18 protein-coding genes are annotated in these 20,758 nt (G+C 46.8%); all 18 read right to left on the reverse strand.

What is annotated here, in order from left to right; translation table 11 throughout:
• Nucleotides 1-211: 211 nt before the first annotated feature.
• On the reverse strand, nt 212-376 hold the full coding sequence (locus QP794_RS25210; protein WP_285079489.1) for a hypothetical protein: 165 nt from the start codon (nt 374-376) through the stop codon (nt 212-214).
• A 35-nt stretch (nt 377-411) separates the two neighbouring features.
• Entirely contained in the window at nt 412-1,008 is a 597-nt protein-coding gene (locus tag QP794_RS25215; protein WP_024630269.1) for a dipicolinate synthase subunit B, read from the reverse strand.
• Nucleotides 1,005-1,904 (reverse strand): dipicolinate synthase subunit DpsA, encoded by a 900-nt coding sequence (gene dpsA, locus QP794_RS25220; protein ID WP_285079492.1) that lies wholly within the window; start codon nt 1,902-1,904, stop codon nt 1,005-1,007. The genes QP794_RS25215 and dpsA overlap by 4 nt, the downstream gene beginning before the upstream one ends.
• Nucleotides 1,905-2,125: 221 nt before the next feature.
• Nucleotides 2,126-2,572 (reverse strand): dUTP diphosphatase, encoded by a 447-nt coding sequence (gene dut / locus QP794_RS25225; RefSeq protein ID WP_285079618.1) that lies wholly within the window; start codon nt 2,570-2,572, stop codon nt 2,126-2,128.
• Nucleotides 2,532-3,815 (reverse strand): M16 family metallopeptidase, encoded by a 1,284-nt coding sequence (locus tag QP794_RS25230; protein WP_285079493.1) that lies wholly within the window; start codon nt 3,813-3,815, stop codon nt 2,532-2,534. Before QP794_RS25230 ends, dut begins: the two co-directional genes overlap by 41 nt.
• A 98-nt stretch (nt 3,816-3,913) precedes the next feature.
• Nucleotides 3,914-4,891 (reverse strand): polysaccharide deacetylase family protein, encoded by a 978-nt coding sequence (locus QP794_RS25235; RefSeq protein ID WP_052016603.1) that lies wholly within the window; start codon nt 4,889-4,891, stop codon nt 3,914-3,916.
• A 241-nt stretch (nt 4,892-5,132) separates the two neighbouring features.
• Nucleotides 5,133-7,235 (reverse strand): polyribonucleotide nucleotidyltransferase, encoded by a 2,103-nt coding sequence (pnp, locus tag QP794_RS25240; protein ID WP_285079495.1) that lies wholly within the window; start codon nt 7,233-7,235, stop codon nt 5,133-5,135.
• Between the two features lie 252 nt (nt 7,236-7,487).
• A complete protein-coding gene (rpsO, locus tag QP794_RS25245; protein WP_024630262.1) occupies nt 7,488-7,757 on the reverse strand; it encodes a 30S ribosomal protein S15 in 270 nt (89 codons plus the stop codon).
• A 159-nt stretch (nt 7,758-7,916) separates the two neighbouring features.
• Nucleotides 7,917-8,855, reverse strand: coding sequence for a bifunctional riboflavin kinase/FAD synthetase (locus tag QP794_RS25250; RefSeq protein WP_285079498.1), 939 nt, complete (start codon nt 8,853-8,855; stop codon nt 7,917-7,919).
• 66 nt (nt 8,856-8,921) lie between these two features.
• Nucleotides 8,922-9,845 (reverse strand): tRNA pseudouridine(55) synthase TruB, encoded by a 924-nt coding sequence (truB, locus tag QP794_RS25255; protein ID WP_285079500.1) that lies wholly within the window; start codon nt 9,843-9,845, stop codon nt 8,922-8,924.
• Nucleotides 9,839-10,816 carry a DHH family phosphoesterase gene (locus QP794_RS25260; protein WP_285079502.1) on the reverse strand — a complete coding sequence of 326 codons (978 nt, stop codon included), beginning with the start codon at nt 10,814-10,816 and terminating at the stop codon, nt 9,839-9,841. Before QP794_RS25260 ends, truB begins: the two co-directional genes overlap by 7 nt.
• Nucleotides 10,817-10,835: 19 nt before the next feature.
• Nucleotides 10,836-11,195, reverse strand: a complete 360-nt coding sequence (gene rbfA / locus QP794_RS25265) for a 30S ribosome-binding factor RbfA (protein WP_079346932.1) — start codon at nt 11,193-11,195, stop codon at nt 10,836-10,838.
• A gap of 25 nt (nt 11,196-11,220) precedes the next feature.
• Complete coding sequence (infB, locus tag QP794_RS25270) at nt 11,221-13,812, reverse strand: translation initiation factor IF-2 (protein ID WP_285079504.1); 2,592 nt, start codon at nt 13,810-13,812, stop codon at nt 11,221-11,223.
• Complete coding sequence (locus QP794_RS25275; protein WP_029880929.1) at nt 13,805-14,134, reverse strand: YlxQ family RNA-binding protein; 330 nt, start codon at nt 14,132-14,134, stop codon at nt 13,805-13,807. Before QP794_RS25275 ends, infB begins: the two co-directional genes overlap by 8 nt.
• Nucleotides 14,124-14,432 carry an RNase P modulator RnpM gene (gene rnpM / locus QP794_RS25280; RefSeq protein WP_053783828.1) on the reverse strand — a complete coding sequence of 103 codons (309 nt, stop codon included), beginning with the start codon at nt 14,430-14,432 and terminating at the stop codon, nt 14,124-14,126. Before rnpM ends, QP794_RS25275 begins: the two co-directional genes overlap by 11 nt.
• 26 nt (nt 14,433-14,458) lie before the next feature.
• A complete protein-coding gene (gene nusA, locus QP794_RS25285; protein WP_024630254.1) occupies nt 14,459-15,556 on the reverse strand; it encodes a transcription termination factor NusA in 1,098 nt (365 codons plus the stop codon).
• A gap of 123 nt (nt 15,557-15,679) precedes the next feature.
• Nucleotides 15,680-16,141: a ribosome maturation factor RimP gene (gene rimP, locus QP794_RS25290; protein ID WP_024630253.1), complete on the reverse strand. Its 462-nt coding sequence runs from the start codon at nt 16,139-16,141 to the stop codon at nt 15,680-15,682.
• A gap of 258 nt (nt 16,142-16,399) precedes the next feature.
• Entirely contained in the window at nt 16,400-20,719 is a 4,320-nt protein-coding gene (locus tag QP794_RS25295) for a PolC-type DNA polymerase III (protein WP_285079506.1), read from the reverse strand.
• Nucleotides 20,720-20,758: the final 39 nt, after the last annotated feature.

The following is a 20,758-nucleotide window of genomic DNA, read 5'->3' on the forward strand; positions in this document are numbered from 1 at the left end:
CCATTTGTGTACGCAAGAAGACTGGACACGGGTCAATTCAACAAATGGATCACCCTAGGGAGCGTTCCGATGCGATAATTTCAGCAATTTATACGGCATTTCATGCCGCTCCTCTTTGAAGATTTTGTGTAACCATCCCCAAATAAAGGCCGCGGTTGTTATCGGGATCATGACGCACACGTTTCCCGTGCACTCATCCCGCTTGCCTGACCTAATCGTTTGCAAGCAGGAATGCCCTTTTGATGAAAGGAACGTAAGGCACAGGTAGCTGTTCATACCAGCATAACGTCCCCATGATTTTCTTTGTCTCTCGAACCATCTTCATTTCTTCAAGCGTATAACCGTTATCCCCGTAACTAAGTCTGTACAGAATCATGTCTGAAAACATGTTACGTTGGACCTAAGAAACTATTAAGCCTGTGCAGAACGCTGCACAATCATTGGCTGCAACTGTTTGCCTTCAAGCGCGCTCCAGCATGCCTCCGGAATCAGCTCCATTTTAGCCACTAACGAGTTTGGTTTTTTCACCGGGTCATCCTGCCCAAAGGGCACGAAATACAGATATTTGGCCACAAGCAGCTTGGCGATGTTTGCAGCATTCAACCCAAGACCGTCATTTGTAGAAATAGCGAGTACTAGCGGACGCTGATTTCGCATCTGGGCTTTGGCTGCCATTAAAACCGGACTGTCCGTCATCGCGTTAGCCAGCTTACTCGTCGTGTTGCCTGTGCATGGAGCAATTACGAGCACATCAAGCAACTTGGAAGGACCTAACGGCTCTGCCTCAACAATTGTAGAAATGATATCATTCCCCGTTATATCTTTCAACTGTTTTTGCCAATTTTGCGCGGTCCCGAAGCGTGTATCCGTAGTCAGAACCGAATTGGAAATAATCGGGACAACATTGGCACCTTCGGCTACAAAGCGGCTAATCACCGGCATAACCTCTTCAAACGTACAATGAGAACCTGTAATTGCGTAACCTACCGTTTTTCCCTGCCAGTTCATTGTTCAACCTCCCGTGCGTTTTGTTCTTCCAAAAGCAAACGGATTAAAACGTCGGCAATAATGCCGCCAGCCGTTTTGGGAGCAACAATGCCGGGGAGGCCAGGCGCAAGCAGCGCTTTGATACCGCGTTTTTCGGCATACCTGAAATCACAGCCGCCAGGAGCGGATGCGAGGTCGATAATGACTGCTTTTTGCGGCATTTTGGACAGGATTTGCGCTGTGATTATCATAGTCGGTATCGTATTAAAAAGCAAGTCAACATCCCCGGTTTGAGCGGCCAAATCCGTTGTCATGAAAGGCTTCCAGCCCATTATCGCTGCTCGAGCAGCATCCTCTTCACGCCTGATTCCTACCCGTACATTTGCTCCAAGTCCCTGAAGCGTTTTGGCCATTGTGAAACCTGTTCGACCCAAGCCAAGCACAATGCATTCCGAGCCGTGGATCGTGAAGTCCGTCTCCCGAATCGCCATGGCAATGGCGCCTTCGGCTGTCGGAATGGAGTTGTAGAGCGCGATATCATCACGATCGAGTACTTCAACAAGCCGCAGACCATTTTCCTGGCATAGATCACGTAAAAAAGGCTTCGCCATGCCGGTGAACACAATACAATGCTCCGGCAATGCCGCAACATGTTCCTTTTTCAAAAAAATTGAAGTATCACTGAACGAAGTACTCACTTTACCCTGATCATCACACCCGACAACAGGAAGTACCAGTACATCTGCCGAAGCAAATACATCGTCCTCCAACTCCTGATGTTCAATACCCGGAATGGAATACTCCAGCTTATCGAAGCCCACCACGCTTACCGTAGCATCCAGCTCTGCGCACTTTTGAATGACTTCAAGCTGCCGTGCATCTCCGCCCATGACTATAATCCGGACACCGGTCAGCATCGGGACGTCACTCCTTTCACCACATGTATGCCTTATCGTATGCAGTGGCCCACAGCGGGGTGAAACAATTAAATTCAAGCATCCAAAGAAACCTGGCCTCTATCGTTCAAAACAGAAAAAAGAGCCGCCCCGTTGGGGACGACTCTTCCAGAGCTAGCTCAGTAAATTAAATTATGAAACTCTTTTTACATATGCGCCGAACCAGGATCATTTCGGAACCGTTATTTACCGGTATGACCAAATCCGCCATCTCCACGTACCGTTTCCGATAGTTCAGCTACCTCTGTTAATTCAACTGCTGGAACAGTTTGAAAGACGATTTGGGCAATGCGCTCCCCACGAACAATTGTGAATGGCTCCTGACCCAGGTTGATCAAAAGAACCTTAACTTCACCGCGATAATCGGCATCAACGGTGCCTGGTGTGTTCAGACAAGTAATTCCGTGTTTGAAAGCCAGTCCGCTGCGAGGGCGAATCTGTGCCTCCAATCCAGCTGGCATCGCCATTGCGAGTCCCGTAGGAATCAAAGTACGCTGACCCGGCTGCAGCACTACCTCTTCCTGCAATGCCGCAACTACATCAAAGCCGGAGGCCAGCTCTGACATTTTTTGAGGCAATTTAATATCTTCATTGCCCGGTAACTTTTGAATTTGAACGTAATGCAACAAAATCATCCCTTCTTAATCCAGCGATCGTACGATCCGAAGCACCGACCATAGCGAGCGCAAACGGCTCAGCAAACATCAGGTCCAGCACAGCATTAATATCGTCCATCTTCACTTCTTCAATTTTAGCAATCATTTCGTCCAGCGTATGGTGTCTGCCCAGCATCAGCTCGTTTTTGCCCAGGCGGTTCATTCGGCTGCCCGTGCTTTCCAAACTGAGGATCAGACTGCCTTTCAGCTGTTCTTTTCCCTTGCGCAGCTCATCTTCAGATAAACCATTTACAGCCAGATCATGCAGGACCTCTTTGGTCAGATCCAGCACTTCCTTCGTCTGTTTCGGCGCTGTACCTGCATATATGGTGAAGAGTCCACTATCTGCATGCGAACTATGATACGAATAAACGGAGTAAGCCAGACCACGTTTCTCCCGAATTTCCTGGAACAGTCTGGAGCTCATTCCTCCGCCTATCGCATTGTTCAGCACGACCATGGCGAACTGAAGCGGATCTCCAATTTTACATCCCGGGAACGAGATACAGATGTGATTTTGTTCCGTTTTCTTTTTATGAAAGAGTTGTCCGCTCTGGAACGCAGGCAGCGTGACTTGTTCAGCTACACCGTTGATATCAAAAGCACCAAAATGCTTTTCCATCAAATCGATTACACTGTCATCAATATTACCAGCGATACTAATAACGGTATTTTCAATCGTATAGTGCTCTTTCATATATGCACGCAGATGGCTGGAGTCCATCGCCTTGAGGCGCTCTTCGGTACCCAGAATCGGATAAGCCAGCGGATGCTCACCATAAGCGGCCAAAGCCATAAGATCATGGACCATGTCATCCGGCGTATCCTCATACATCGATATCTCTTCCAGAATGACGTTTTTCTCCTTGAGCAATTCACCATCATCCATTTTGGAGCGGAAGAACATATCCGACAATACATCCACTGCTATTGGCAGATGTTCATCCAATACTTTGGCGTAATAACAAGTGTATTCTTTCGAAGTGAACGCATTCACGTTACCACCAATTGCATCGAACTGCTCCGCAATCGCCTTGGCATCATAACGATCCGTTCCCTTGAACAACATGTGCTCAATAAAATGGGATACTCCGTTGTTTGCAGGCTGCTCATTACGAGAACCTGTCTTGACCCATATTCCAAATGACACGGAACGACAGGTCGGGATCTGTTCCATAACAACTCTGAGGCCATTGCCCAGCTGAATTTTTTTCACGGTTGGCCCTCCTACATCTCTATAATTGCCTAGATTTCAACGCGAGATCGAAATCGACATTTGGTTCCAACTGTTTGATATTAACAAAAAAACATCATTCACTCAACCGCTGAACCCTTCAACCGCTCAGATGACAACGTTTGACTAACGGTTCCAAGCGTCAAACCCTTGGCCCGTATGGAATCAATCATTCCTTTTAGAGCTCCTGAAGAAGCAGCCGTAGGATGCATTAGAATTAATGTGCCGGCTTCCACGTTTTTGGCGATCTTGGCGACAACAGAATCAGAACTCGGTTTGCGCCAATCCACGGTATCCAGAGTCCAAAGTACCGTTTGCAGTCCCATGCCGGAAGCAATGTCGACTGTTTGTTGATTAAAATCACCGGATGGCGGAGCAAACCAGTGGTTCTCCACACCCAACTTTTCTTTGAGTAGATCCTCGGTTTTACTGATTTCCAACTTGGCCCGCTCCGTACTCAACCGACTCATGTTCGGATGTGAGTATGCGTGATTCGATAACTCATGTCCACGCTTTTGGATTTCTTTGGCCAGTTCCTCGTTTTTGCTCAGCCAGCTGCCATCCAGAAAAAAAGTAGCTTTGACTTTTTCAGCATCAAGCGTATCTAGCATCGGGATAATGAATTCATTGCCCCATGCTACATTTATCATAAATGATACCATGGGTTTCTCGGGATTCCCCCGATAAATCGGGTGTGCACCCAAATCTTTAAGCTGAATCTCAGGTTCAGTCTGCCGATAGACATATGCTATCTTCGTATTCAGCGTCCCACCAAGCGCCTTGCGATACGTGGCCTCCACATCGATCTCTATCCCGTTATACCCGGGTATCGCTTTCCAAACCCGATCCACTCTGGCATTTACCGGAGCGATTTTCGTTTCGGCTGCTTTATCCCGGATCGCCGACAACAGCTGATCTTCTCCGGTTGCCTCTTTAAACATATCAAATGCATTTTGCGTGCCTGGCCCATCACGAATTTCCGTAATGTATGTACGTACACTGCCCACTTGTCCGATCAGTATGACAGCTGTCATACCTACCATGACAGCCGCCAGCATTTTGGATTGGTTTTTCACAGCTCCATCCTCCCGCCGTCTTTGTCCCCATCATATGAGGACAAGGGCAAGAATATGAATAAAACAGGCTGTTCATGTAAACGATCTTCAAAGCTGGATTCAAAGGCTTTAATGGATAAACAAGCGATTTCAAAAAAAAGTATTTAAACGATAAAAAAAGAGCCAGAAATTCACATTCTGTCTCTTCATTCAATCTATCTTTTAAAAAACGATGGCGCGCAGCCTAGGATTGAGCCGGAGCTTCAGCAGTCAATACAGCTTTGCGGGACAAGTTGATACGCCCTTGTGGATCAATTTCCGTTACTTTTACCGTAATGGAATCACCAATCGCAACCACATCTTCCACTTTAGCAACACGCTCAGTGGACAGTTGAGAGATGTGTACCAAACCTTCTTTGTTCGGCAACACTTCAACGAATGCACCAAACTTCTCAACACGTTTTACTTTACCGACATAAATCTCGCCGACCAGTACTTCGCGCACGATCCCTTCGATGATCGATTTGGCTTTATCATTCATCTCTTGGTTGGAAGAAGCGATAAAGACACGTCCATCCTGTTCAATATCAATTTTAACACCGGTTTCCTCGATGATTTTATTGATAATTTTACCACCTGCACCGATAACATCACGGATTTTGTCCGGATTGATATGCATAGTTGTAATTTTAGGGGCATATTGTGACAATTGCTCACGTGGAGTTTTCATCACTTCAGTCATTTTGCTCAAGATGTGCATACGGCCTTCTTTGGCTTGAGCCAATGCTTCGGACAAAATTTGACGATCAATACCATCAATTTTGATGTCCATTTGAATAGCTGTTACACCATCAGGTGTTCCTGCTACTTTGAAGTCCATGTCACCGAGGTGATCTTCCATACCTTGAATATCACTCAGAATGGATACATGATCTCCGTCTTTGATCAGACCCATAGCTACACCTGCTACTGGAGCTTTGATTGGTACACCTGCGTCCATCATAGCCAATGTGCTGGCACAAATACTTGCCTGGGAAGTAGAACCATTGGATTCCAGTACTTCGGATACCAGACGAATCGTGTATGGGAAGTCCGTTTCGGAAGGAATTACTTTGGAAAGAGCACGCTCACCCAGAGCACCATGTCCGATTTCACGACGGCCTGGAGCACGCAGTGGACGAGCTTCACCTACGCTGAACGGCGGGAAGTTGTAGTGATGCATGAAACGTTTCGTTTCTTCAAGACTGATTCCGTCCAAAATCTGAACATCACCCAGTGCACCAAGTGTACAAATGCTGAGCGCTTGTGTTTGACCACGAGTGAACAGACCTGAACCGTGAGTACGTGGCAGCAGGGAAGTATCACATTCAATTGGACGGATCTCAGCGAGTCCACGTCCATCCGGACGAACTTTGTCATGTGTGATAAGACGGCGCACTTCTTCTTTAACGATATCGTGCAGCACTTCTTTTACATCTTTGAGCAGTTCAGGAGTCTCAATATACTTCTCTTCGAAGTGAGCAACAGTTTCGTCATTCACAACATCGATTGCATCCTGACGTGCATGTTTCTCAGCAATTTTAACAGCTTCAACCAGACGAGCACTGGCGAACTCACGTACACTGCTGTTAACTTCAGCATTAACGGTATGCAATTTCACAGCCATTTTTTCTTTACCAGCCACTTGTACGAGTTGTTCAATGACTGCAACAATATTTTTGATCTCGTCATGTCCGAACATGATTGCTTCAAGCATTATTTCTTCCGGAACTTCGTTCGCTTCCGCTTCAACCATCATGATGGCATCTTTGGTTCCTGCAACAACGAGTTCAATCTCACTTATCTCAAGCTGTGCAATCGTTGGGTTGATGATGAACTCGCCATCAATACGTCCAACTTTCACGCCACCAATCGGTCCGCTAAATGGAACATCCGAAATGCTCAGTGCAGCCGATGTACCAATCATGGCAGCAATTTGCGGTTCGCAGTCCTGATCCACACTCATAACGATATTAAGAACTTGTACATCATTACGGAAACCTTCCGGGAACAAAGGACGAATCGGACGGTCTGTCAGACGGCTCGAAAGAATCGCTTTCTCACTCGGTCTGCCTTCACGTTTAATAAATCCACCTGGGATTTTACCTACGGCATACAATCTTTCTTCATAGTTTACCGTTAATGGGAAAAAGTCCAGATCTTTAGGCTCACTTGATGCTGTTACGGTACACAATACAACGGTATCTCCGTATGTTACCTTAACGGCAGCATTAGCCTGCTTGGCCAAACGCCCTGTTTCAAGCGTAAGCGTTCTTCCACCAAGCTGCATTTCAACACGCTGTTCCATGAAATCCCTCCTTTTAATCGTTCCTAACACAATGGATTCTGCATTTTCACAGTATTTCCTGCTTGTCCTGCATTCATTAACTCCACAGCAACATGCTCACTTGCAAAACAAAAGCTCCTTGCGGAGCCGTCAGCTACAAATATATGGCAACATGTTCATCTACAAAACAACCCGGCTGTAAGCTCCGCTTGTCCTTTTAGACAAAGGAATGACGGATAACAGCCAGGTTGATTTAGAAAACATGTACGATAATTAACGACGCAATCCGAGTTTTTCGATCAGTGCGCTGTAACGTTTAACATCTTTGTTTTTAACGTAAGCCAAAAGCTTACGACGTTGACCTACCATTTTCAAAAGTCCACGACGTGAGTGGTGGTCCTTCTTGTGCGTACGCAAGTGGTCTGTCAAACTTTTGATGTTTTCCGTAAGGATAGCAACTTGCACCTCAGGTGATCCAGTATCGGACTCATGAGTTTTGTGCTCGTCGATCAGTTGTTGTTTACGTTCTTGAGTCAATGCCATCCTATTCACCTCCTTCATTATAATCGCCATTAGCCTCGTCGCCGCCGGTGAGAGCAAGCAACCAAGCCAAGGTTATTTGTTGTCTCAAACGACAACGTAGTACATTATATCATAGTTGCCCAGACAAAGTAAATGTAAACCTGTATTTTATCCTGGACCTCAAGATAACAGGCGGGCGGCGGTTAATGCATCTTCACGAATCTGACTGATTAATGCATCAATGGATTCAAACTTCCGTTCTGCACGAATGTAGTGAACGAGCTCAACCTTTAATTCCTGGTCATATAACAGCCCATCAAAATCAAGCAAGTGCACTTCAAACGTAGGTTTCATCCCGCTTTCGTGAAAGGTAGGTTTCACACCAAGATTCATGACGCCACGCAGTTCCTGCTCCCCGTACTGCACCCGAACAGCGTAGACGCCTTTTGCTGGCGTAACATAATGATCCGTGAGTTCAAGGTTAGCGGTAGGAAACCCAATGGTCCGTCCACGTTTCTCTCCATGAATCACTGTTCCCCTGATGCTGTAAGGTCGTCCGAGCCACTGACTGGCTTCGTCCATTTCTCCCCGCTTCAACAGGCCACGAATAAGAGAACTGCTCACCTTCTCCCCGTTTAACAGGAATGGAGGTACCGTTTCCACCGTCATTTGGCCTTCTCCCAATGTTCGAAGAAGCTGCTCATCTCCTGCTCCCTTGTGACCGAAGCGGAAGTCAAAACCAACTACGGCTGTTCGAGTCTGAAGCGGAAGCAGCAGGTCATGTGCGAATTGCTGCGGCGTCAATTTTGAAAACGACTCATTGAATTCTACCACATAGAGTACGTCTACACCCATTTCAGACAGGATGTCTTCTTTATCTCTCAAGGGAGTAAGATAACCCTCGTAATCCCCTTTGCGCATAACTTCCTTCGGATGAGGATGAAAGGTCATCACCGCTGCCTGCATGCCCGTTTCGCGTGCAATGCGGACAGCTGACAAAATGACACTTGCATGTCCGAGATGCAGCCCGTCAAATTGGCCGATCGCGAGCACTTGGGGTTGTGTGCACTGAACAGCCGAATCTAACGTCTGCGGATAGGTTAGCATTACGGTTTTCACAATCATTCACCTGCATTTCACTTGATAGGCCAGGCTTGAGTACCACCACTCAAACCAGAAACCTCTTTATTCCGGTAAAAAGACTTTAACAGCTCTCACCGTTGCTTTCAATTCATCCCGCTCAAATATCCCCAGAAACGTCCCATCCTGATCATATAACCGCAATAGACCTGGTTGCTCAGCAGGCGGTTCGAGCAAACGCGCCGACAATTTCTGGCCTTGAAGTGCTCCCTTGGCCTGATCAGCACCAACCGTATGTGCCGGGATGGAAGAAATGGCTTCATCAACCGGAATCAGCACCTCGGCTAACGTTCCATCCATCATGCGTTGTTCCACTTCTTCAAAGCGGAGGCAGTGTTCAGCGGAAATGCCAGCCGATATCGTGCGCTCCAATTGTAGCATTGTGGACGGATACCCCAATTTCCTGCCGATATCCACACATAAGGTTCGAATATACGTCCCTTTGGAACATAAAGCACGAAACGATATATCCGTGGTGTCGCCTTGTTTCTCAATTCCTGTCAGTTCCAGTTCATAGATCGTAACTTCACGACTCTTGCGCTCTACCGTTTTCCCTTCACGAGCAAGCTCGTAGAGACGTTTCCCATCCACTTTGACCGCCGAATACATAGGTGGAACCTGAGAGATGGTGCCCAGGAATTGTTCCAGCACCTGCTGAACCTGCTCCTGTGTTACCTCAACAGCCTTCTCTGACCGCTCAATAACCTCACCCGTCATATCCTCGGTGTCTGTAGACAGGCCCAGTCGTAGCGTTGCCAGGTATTCCTTGGGGAGCTCCTGCATGTACTCCACCACACGTGTTGCGCGTCCAAGACAGAGTGGAAGTACGCCAGTAACTTGCGGGTCCAATGTGCCTGTATGACCAATACGTTTCATTTTGAGAATGCGACGCATTTTGGCCACAACATCATGAGACGTAAATCCCGCTGGTTTGTACACCGGAAGAACGCCTTCAAATGGTTTTACCATTGAGTATTCACCTGCTTCAGCACTAGTGCGACGATATCTTCCAACTTACCTTCCACGCGACATCCAGCAGCGAGGACATGTCCGCCTCCACCAAAGTTCTGTGCAAGTGAAGCAACATCAACCTTGCCAGCCGACCGAAGAGATACTTTTACGGCATTGTCATTGATCACTTTGAAGAAGATACCCACTTCCACACCTTGAATGTTACGCGGGTAATTGACTACCCCTTCAAGATCTTCATTGGCTGCACCACAAGCGATCATATCTTCTGGCGTAATGACTACCCAAGCAATTTTGCCATCGTCCGTCATTTGCAGACTTGAGAGTGCCTGATTCAATATACGCACTTGGGGAAGCGTCACCTGCTCTAGCAAAATTTGTGCGAGATAAGGCCCGTCCACACCATGTTCAAGCAATTTGGATGCGGTGGTCATCACATTAGGACTCGTATTGGCATAGCGGAATCCACCTGTGTCTGTTAGCAATCCTGTATATACTGCTGTAGCCACATCTTTATTCCATTTCACTGGGAAAAGATTAAGGAAATCAAACAGAATTTCAGCCGTTGCTGCCGCGTCTGGCTTAATGATGTTTACTGTGCCATATGCGTCATTCGTCGGATGATGATCAATATTTAAAATGACAGCATCTTCTTCGAAATAATGACGAGTCAGACCTACTCTGGAGAAATCTGCACAATCCACACAGATTATCGCTTTATATTTCCGCTCCGGTGGTTGTTCGGTCATGTTCACGATCTTGCCAGCTTCCCACAAAAAATGCATGAGCTGAGGAATTTCACCTTCATTAATCATCGTGAATGTCTTACCCAGACATGACAGCAGCCAGCCCACCGTTACCGTCGAGCTGACTGCGTCACCGTCCGGCTGTACATGCGACACGACCAGGTAATCATCATGCTCCAGCAGAAATTGCTTTCCGTCCTGAAGCGCCTGTTCATAAGTGTGCATTGCCGTCTCCTTTATTCTGTTACTCGGATTCGTTCTTGTCGGTACCGATATCACCAAGCAGCTTTTCGATCCGGCTGCCATATGCGATGGATTCGTCGATCTTGAATATCAACTCGGGAACATGTCTAAAACGGATACGCTTGCCCAGTTCGGTACGCAAAAATCCATTTGCTTTGGCCAGCGCTTTAAGCGAGTTATCCTTTTGTTCCTGTTCACCGAAGACACTCAGATAAACCTTGGCTTGCGACAAGTCCCCTGTTACTTCGACTCCCGTTACGGTAATAAAGCCGATACGAGGATCTTTCAGTTCAGATTGGATGAGCAGACTTAATTCTTTCTTGATCTGCTCGCTCACTCTACCTGTACGAACCTTAGCCATTGTTGTTCACCTCATGCTTCCTTGCTTATCGTTGTACGGTCTCCATAATGAAGGCTTCAATAACGTCGCCCTCTTTGAGATCATTGTATTTATCCAGCGTGATACCGCACTCGTAGCCTTGGGCTACTTCTTTGGCATCATCTTTGTAGCGTTTCAGGGAATCCAGCTTACCTTCGTAAAGGACGATGCCATCACGAATCACGCGTGCTTCCGCGGCACGGGTAATTTTACCCGAGGTAACCATACATCCAGCAATGGTACCCACTTTACTGATGGAGAATGTGCTCCGAACTTCAGCATGACCGATTACTTTTTCTTTGTAGATCGGATCAAGCATACCTTTCATCGCTTGTTCAATCTCTTCGATAACACTGTAGATCACGCGATGCAGACGAATGTCTACTTGCTCTTGATCTGCAGTCGATTTCGCCTGGTTATCAGGACGAACGTTGAAACCGATAACGATGGCATTCGATGCAGCAGCCAAAATGATGTCGGATTCTGTAATCGCACCAGCGCCGCTGTGAATGATTTTCACGCGCACACCTTCAACTTCGATTTTCGCAAGGGAACCTTTCAATGCTTCAACCGAACCTTGTACGTCACCTTTAATGATTACGTTCAGATCTTTGATTTCACCGTCTTTGATGTGCTGGAACAGATCATCCAATGTTACACGTGTGTTAGTACCCAGATCGGATTCACGTTGTGTAATTGCACGTTTGTCAGCGATGGAACGCGCTTTACGCTCATCCTCAAACACCATGAACGGATCACCCGCACCTGGAACCTCAGTCAGACCGGTAATTTCTACAGGTGTTGAAGGTCCAGCTTCTTTTAAACGGCGACCTTTGTCATTCACCATCGCACGTACGCGACCGAAGCAGTTACCTGCGACAAAAGCATCTCCGACTTTCAGTGTACCGTGCTGCACGAGAATACGGGCAACTGGGCCACGTCCTTTATCCAGCTCGGCTTCGATCACTGTACCACGGGCACGTTTGTCCGGGTTCGCTTTGTATTCGTTCACTTCTGCAACGAGCAGGATCATTTCAAGCAGACCTTCTAGTCCCATTCTTTGTTTCGCCGAAACGTTAACAAAGATGGTATCGCCGCCCCACTCTTCTGGAACGAGTTCATAGTTGGTCAATTCCTGTTTTACTTTATCCGGATCTGCACCCGGCTTGTCAATTTTGTTGACAGCTACGATAATTGGCAGCCCTGCAGCTTTAGCATGGTTAATTGCCTCAACCGTTTGTGGCATTACACCGTCATCAGCAGCTACAACAATAATTGTAATATCCGTAACCTGTGCTCCACGTGCACGCATAGCGGTAAACGCTTCGTGACCCGGTGTATCCAGGAACGTGATTTTTTTGTTGTTAATTTCTACTTGATAAGCACCGATATGCTGTGTGATACCGCCTGCTTCTCCGCCTGTTACATTCGTTGAACGAATCGCATCGAGCAATGTTGTTTTACCATGGTCAACGTGACCCATGATCGTAACTACTGGTGGACGAGATTGCAAGTCAGCAGGCTCATCATTCTCTTCCAGAGTTTCGAAGCGGTCATCTTCAAGGACAATTTTCACTTCAACCTCAACACCGAACTCCCCAGCAAGCAGCAGGATGGTTTCGATATCAAGCTCTTGGTTGATGGTTGCCATAACACCCATTGCGATGAGTTTTTTGATAACTTCAGAAGCATCTTTATGGAGCAACTTCGCTGTTTCACCAACAGTCATGTCACCACGCACGATGATTTTCTTAGGTGTGTTATCAATTTTCTCACGTTGTTGGTACTGTTGTTGATTTCTGTTACGGTTGTTCTTGCCACCACGGTTACCGCGGAAGTTGCCGCCACGGTTGTCGTCATAACGACGTCCACCGCCACCGCCACCGCTGTTTGAACGATTGCCGCTATTGTTGTTGTTATTGCCTGAATTACCTTGGCCGCCTCTGCGTTGGCCTTGTCCCGAGCTCTGTCCTTGGCCACCAGTACGGTTGCCGCCAGTGCCAGTGTTTCCACCGCTGTTCGGGCCTGCACTTCTTGTTTGACCGCCACCACTGTTCGTTGGACGTTGACCCGTACTTTGCGGACGGGATGCTGTGCTGCTTTGTCCACCTTGAGCTGGTCTTGGACGATTACTTGATTGTCCTCCTTGGCTTGAGCCTTGGGAAGAATTCGTTCTGTTGCGGCTGTCTTGGCCGCTAGGTCTTTGGGAGCCATTGTTATTGTTTGAATTTGGTCTATTGTTCATACCTACCTGCTTTTCCTGTTGTATTTTTGTTTGTACGGGACTACCGGATGTGTTGTTGCTTTTCGGCGTGTTCACTCCGCCGGCCGGTTTGTTGCTGTCCACTGTTTTGTCACTGCGCATTGACGAAGTAGCAACGGATTTTGCTTCGTTGTTTTGTTTGGAAGCCGCAGTGGATTTTATATCTTTAAAAAATTGTTCCACCTTACCGACTGAACCATTCTCCATGACACTCATATGATTGTTTACGGGAATATCCAGCTTTTTAAGAATGGTTATAATTTCTTTACTACTCATATTAAGGGACTTCGCATATTCATAAACTCGCAATTTATCCTTGTTTTCCTGTTTACTCAATATACTCCACCTCCGACATTATACCGACTTGCTTGGAGATCATTTTTGCAAACCCTCGATCCGTTACTGCAAGAACAACCCGCGTTTCTTTACCGATACTTGAACCCAGACTATCCCGGTCAAATCCGATCACCAGTGGAACTTTATATGTCCCGCATTTGTCGCGAAATTTCTTTTGTGTATTGGCCGAGGCGTCACCCGCAACAATAACCATTTTAGCTTCGGAAGAACGGATCGCTTTAAGTACAATTTCTTCACCTGTTACAAGTTTGCCTGCACGCATGGAGAGTCCCAGATAAGACAATGTTTTGTTATTCATCATGTTCACGCTCCTGTGCTGCTATGAATTCGTCCTCTACCGCGACAAAATCAGCTGCCAATTGCTCATAAATTTCCGGTGAGACTTTGCCTTTTAGCGCCCGATCCAAAGACCGGTTTTTGAGTGCAAGCTTAAAACAGGACTCTTTGCCGCATAAATAGGCACCACGTCCGGACTTTTTGCCAGTCAAATCGATTAGCACTTCATCCTCTGGCGTTTTAACGATACGGATCAGCTGCTTTTTGGGCATCATTTCCTGGCACGCCACACATTTGCGCAGCGGTACTTTTTTGGTTTTCATACGTTAGCGCCCCCCCGTGCTTTACTTTAGTCGACGGAGATGGAATCTTGGTGCATTTCCAAAGAAGAATCTTTCTCTCTGCCGAATTCCTGTTCCGCCTGGCTCTCGCTCTTAATGTCGATTTTCCAGCCGGTCAGTTTGGCTGCCAATCGGGCATTTTGACCTTTGATCCCAATGGCGAGGGACAGCTGATAGTCAGGAACAATAACCCGAGCCATCTTTTCTTCCTCAAATACTTGAACTTCCAATACCTTGGAAGGACTAAGTGCATTAGCCACATATTCGTCTACCTGGTCGGAGAAACGAACGATGTCAATTTTTTCACCGCGCAGCTCACCCACAATGGTCTGCACGCGCATTCCCTTAGGACCTACACATGATCCAACCGGATCAACTTCCTCATTGCGGGAATGAACGGCAATCTTGGAGCGGAAGCCCGCTTCACGTGCGACGGAGCGAATCTCGACTACACCGTCAAAAATTTCAGGTACTTCCAGTTCAAAGAGACGTTTCAACAAGCCCGGATGGGTACGGGACAAAATGATTTGCGGCCCTTTGGTCGTATTCTCGACCTTGGTGATATACGCTTTAATACGGTCACCATGAACAAACTTCTCGTTCGGCATCAATTCGGTCAGCGGTAAAGCCGCTTCGATTTTGCCCAGATCGATGTAGATATTGCGCAAATCCTGACGCTGCACCACTCCCGTAACGATATCTTCTTCCTTATCAACGAAAGCGTTGTAGATCAGGCCGCGTTCGGCTTCACGAATCCGCTGGGTAACTACCTGTTTGGCAGTTTGTGCGGCGATACGTCCGAAATCACGCGGCGTAACTTCAATCTCCGCAATATCTTCCAGCTGGAAGTGTGGGTTGATCTCTCGTGCAGCAGGCAATGAAATTTCGGTACGTGAATCCAGGACTTCTTCCACGATCAATTTGCGGGCATATACCCGGATAACACCCGTATTGCGGTTCATGTCAACACGCACATTCTGGGCGGTGTTGAAATTACGCTTGTAGCTGGAGATAAGCGCTGCCTCAATCGCTTCAAACAGCACATCCTTGCTGATCCCTTTTTCCCGCTCCAATTCATTCATTGCTTCAATAAAATCCATACTCATGAATGTTGATCCCCCTTTCAAACATGGCATCTCATACGTAAAACGGCGAAAGGCTCTAAACTCATGAGCACTTTGCCGTTATCGTGAGATGTGTCTTTTTTCATTAATAAGTGAACAAGGCACTTAAAACAGAATGGCCAGGCGCGCACTCGCAACCTTGTCATAAAGAATGGCATGCTGTTTCTTGCCTGCTTCGATCACAAGTTCCCCGTTATCAAAGGAAAGCAGCTTGCCTTCAAATTCCTTTATTCCATTTACCGGCTCGTAGGTTGTAACAAATACATTTTTGCCTACGGATTTGGCAACATCCTCTGGTTTTTTCAGTGGACGCTCCGCACCGGGAGAAGACACTTCAAGGAAATAGATGGTTGGAATCGGATCGTTCTCATCCAGCTTGGCGCTCAGCTTTTCGCTGATCAAGACACAATCATCGATGTCGATGCCACCCTCTTTGTCGACATACACCCGTAAAAACCAGTTGCTGCCTTCTTTGACGTATTCGATGTCAACCAGCTCGAAGCCTTGTTCGTTCAAGTAGGGTTGGATCATTTCTTCCACGGTAGATTTAATGTTCGTTGTGCTCAAAACCGATAACCTCCAACTTAGGTTACACCAGCAAATAAGGACTGGCAATTTCTTCATTACCCAAGATTCTTGTATACCAAAGACTAAAGAGTGGGTTTCCCCACTCTTTAGAAATTCGTACTATCTCGTTCACTTCAAAAATTATAACATAGTCTGGTAATAGTGACAAGTAAGCGATCATTCAGGCATTTTGGTTACTAATGAAGAAAAATTTCGCAATCACATCACAGACCAACATTGGATACGCAAAATGCCATTTTAGAACAGCGATAATTGATTGCTTTCCGGCAAACCACGGAAGCATCCCATACCAGTCAACAGCTCAACAATCGTTTTACTTGCTTTGGACTTCTGCTGGAAATCTTCAATCGACAGGAATTCTCCATGCTCTCTTGCCGCAGCGATGTTGCGTGCAGCATTATCCCCGATTCCTCCCAATGCAGAGAACGGAGGAATGAGTGAATTACCGTCAACGATAAACTTCGTTGCTTCCGAACGATAGAGATCAATCGGTTTGAGCGAGAATCCGCGTGCTGCCATTTCCAGTGCCATCTCAAGGACGGGCAGCATGTTTTTTTCTTTTGGCGGTGCTTGGAAACCTAATTGTTCAATCTCTACGATCTTCCGATAGATGGGCTCATAGCCCTGACATACCAATTCTATGTCAAACTCATCCGCACGAACTGTGAAATATGTCGCGTAGTATTCAATGGGGTGATACAGCTTGAAGAAGGCTGTACGCACTGCCGAGATAACATAAGCGGCCGCGTGGGCCTTCGGAAACATGTACTGGATTTTAAGACAGGAGTCAATGTACCATTGCGGCACCTTGCACTTTTTCATCTCATCAATCCATTCTTGCGGCAAACCACGCCCCTTACGCACACTCTCCGTAATTTTAAAGGCCAGACTGGCGTCCATGCCCGCCTTATAGATCAGGAACAACATGATATCATCCCGGCAACCAATCACCGTTTTGATGTTACACGTTCCATTTTTGATTAGATCTTGTGCGTTACCGAGCCATACCCCCGTACCATGTGACAATCCGGAGATCTGGAGTAAATCGGCAAAAGAAGAAGGCTGTGATTCGACAAGCATCTGACGTACAAACTTCGTGCCCATCTCTGGTACACCAAAGGTGGCAACAGGTGAACGAATCTGCTCAGGCGTAACGCCCAGTGCCTCCGTTGAGTTGAACATGCTCATGACTTTTGGATCATTCATCGGAATCGTCGTTGGATCGATACCCGTCAAATCCTGCAGCATCCGCATCATAGTTGGATCATCGTGCCCCAGAATATCGAGTTTTAGCAAATTTTCTTCGAAGGCGTGATAATCAAAATGCGTTGTTTTCCACTCCGCATTAACATCATCGGCCGGGAATTGTACAGGCGTTACATCTTCCACTTCAATATAGTCCGGTACAACGACAATACCACCGGGATGCTGTCCGGTACTACGCTTAACCCCTGTGCAGCCGGATGCAAGACGATTCAGCTCAGCCCCGCGCCATTTCTTATGATGCTCTTCCTCATATTTCTTGGCAAAACCGAACGCCGTTTTCTCAGCCACCGTGCCGATCGTGCCCGCACGGAACACACTCTTTTCGCTGAAAAGCACCTTGGTATAGTTATGCGCATGCGGCTGATAATCACCCGAGAAGTTCAAGTCAATATCGGGAACCTTGTCCCCTTTAAAGCCAAGGAAGGTCTCAAACGGAATATCCTGCCCTTCGCCTTTTAGTCGGCCTCCACAATCAGGGCATTCTTTCTCCGGAAGGTCAAATCCACTCGGTACACTGCCGTCGAGGAACCACTCACTGTGTTTGCATTCCGAATTCACACAAATATAGTGTGCTGGCAGCGGATTAACCTCGGAAATACCCAGGAAAGTAGCAACGACAGACGAACCAACGGATCCCCTGGAGCCGACAAGGTAGCCGTCCTGATTTGATTTTTTAACCAGTCGTTCCGAGATCAGATAGTTGGCAGAAAAACCGTATTTGATGATTGGCTTCAGTTCTTTCTCAAGTCTCGCCACAATGACTTCCGGCAGTTCCTCACCATAAATGGACTTGGCGGTATTATAGCAAGTATTGCGGATTTCATCGTCCGCACCTTCCAGGATTGGGGTAAACAACTTATCCGGGAACAGCTTGATTTCCTCAAATCGATCCGCTAATTCAACCGTATTTGTAACGACAACTTCGTAGGCTTTGTCTTGGCCCAGGTACTGGAACTCTTCCAACATTTCATCTGTCGTTCTTAAGTGAGCATCCGGTTTACGCTGATCCTTGAGCGGACTAAAGCCTGTAATTCCATGAATGGTGATATCCCGATATAGCTTGTCGCGCGGCTCCAGATAATGCACGTTACCTGTCGCTATGACCGGTTTCCCCAATTTTGCACCAATGTCAACAACTTTGCGAACCGCGAGCTTCAATTCCTCAGGTGTAGCCACCAGCCCTTTGTCCACCAAGTGCATATACATCGTCAGAGGCTGGATCTCCAAAATGTCATAGAAGTGAGCGATCTCTTCTGCCTCTTCAAGTGATTTATTGAGCACTGCCTCGAAAAACTCGCCTTTTTCACAACCGGATAAAATAATGAGGCCTTCACGCAAATTGATTAGTTTCGATTTTGGAATACATGGTACCCGTTTGAAGTGCTCTGTATGAGAAAGGGATACCAGTTTATAGAGATTCTTTTTGCCGACATCATTCAAAGCATAGATTCCGCAATGGAATGGACGCGTATTCGAGAGATCAACACCGACATAATCGTTGAGCCGATCAAGCATGGTCAGGCCTTTCATCTGAAAAGCATCATTAACCAATCCATTCAGTATGCCTGCGAGTGCAATCGTATCATCAATCGCCCGGTGATGACTTTCCAGTGCTACTTTATATTTATCCGCCAGCGTATTCAGACGGTGGTTCTTCATTTTTGGATATAACAACCGTGCCAGTTCCAATGTATCAAGGACAGGGTTCGGAAGCTCAGGCATACCAAGCTGTTTCAGTGAAGCCTGAATAAAGCCCATATCGAATCGCGCATTATGCGCAACCAATACGCCATCTCCTGCAAACTCTACAAAGTCACGGATAACCGGCTCTAGCTCCGGTGCATCCTTCACCATATCATCGTTAATGTTGGTCAACTGCTGAATGTTATATGGAATGCGCTCATGCGGATTTACAAACGTAGCAAAGCGATCAATCTCTTTACCGTCCTCCACCTTCACTGCAGCAATCTCGATGATCTTGTTCTGGGTTACCGATAGACCTGTGGTCTCAATATCAAAGACGATATACGTTGCTGATTTGAGCTCCAACGGCTGCGGCGCCAAAACAACAGCAACCGAATCGTTCACCACATTGGCCTCAAGGCCGTAAATCATTTTAATCCCGTTTTTCTTGGCCGCTTTGGACGCCTCCGGATACACCTGCACACCGCCATGATCACTTACCGCGATTGCTTTGTGTCCCCATTCCGCTGCAGTCTTTACGTATTTGTCAATCGAAGTTACGGCATCCATTGTACTCATTGTGGAATGCAGATGGAACTCAACCCGTTTCTCAGCTGCATTATCCTTACGGGATGGCGGTGCCTTTACTTCAACCAAATCTGACGGAATCATAGCAAGTTCCGGGATTTGCATAAACCGGTCGTATTCTACACGTCCACGGACTTTTACCCATTTTCCATTGGCAAGCAAGCTGAGGATTCTGACATCCTCTTTTGTTTTGGCGAACATCTTCATTTGCATGGAATCCGTGAAGTCCGTCAAATAAAACGTAAATAACGTATTTCCGTTACGCAATTCTTTGCGATCCAGTCCAAAGACCGTTCCCTGTAACGTAACCTTTTTCTCTTCATCTTGAACTTCCTGCATAGGTACAGGTGGTTCTTTGATCTCATATCCCATTTGTAAGCGAACATCGCCCTGTTCTTCCTCTTCAGGCATTTCCGAGTCCACTTCGCTCATCATCTGTTCGATAACTTGAAGCTCTTCTTCCCGCTTCTTGAGCTGGAATTGCTCCATCGCCTCTTTGTTGCTTTCAACCTCACCAACGAGCAGTTTGACCCGCAAGGGCACTTGAAAATACTTATCATAAAAGGTTGTTATTGCCTGATCAATCTGCTTCTTCTTCGCAAGCTCCATCGACATGGCATCACTCATGGTCAATTGCAGCAGATCTGCTTCACATTCAAACTTGGTGCGATTCATCCAACCATTCACGGATGGAATCTCCCGTGTAACCCATTCTAGGAACAGATTCCAATACTCACTGACAATATCACCAATCTCGACCTGATCACTATATTTGAAACCAAACGTAATCTTAGAAATATGATTCATTTTCTCCTGGATATGCAGGCAAAATGTACGATAGATTGGAGCAGGAACCAAAGTATCCTTTGCAATCACAATAGTCCAATCGCGGTTGCTACGGCTTGTCTCCACCCGTTCAATCCATCCATCCAAAAAGTAGGGCTCTATCAGGCCAGCCGGAAGCTCCGTCTGTTTCATCAACAACTCAAACCGTTTTCTCTTCTCCTCGAATCCACTCATCGTGTTCCTCCTTGTACCCCCTTAAAACAGAAAAAGCCT

The organism is Paenibacillus sp. UMB7766-LJ446, from assembly GCF_030226665.1.
GTDB lineage: Bacteria > Bacillota > Bacilli > Paenibacillales > Paenibacillaceae > Paenibacillus > Paenibacillus vandeheii.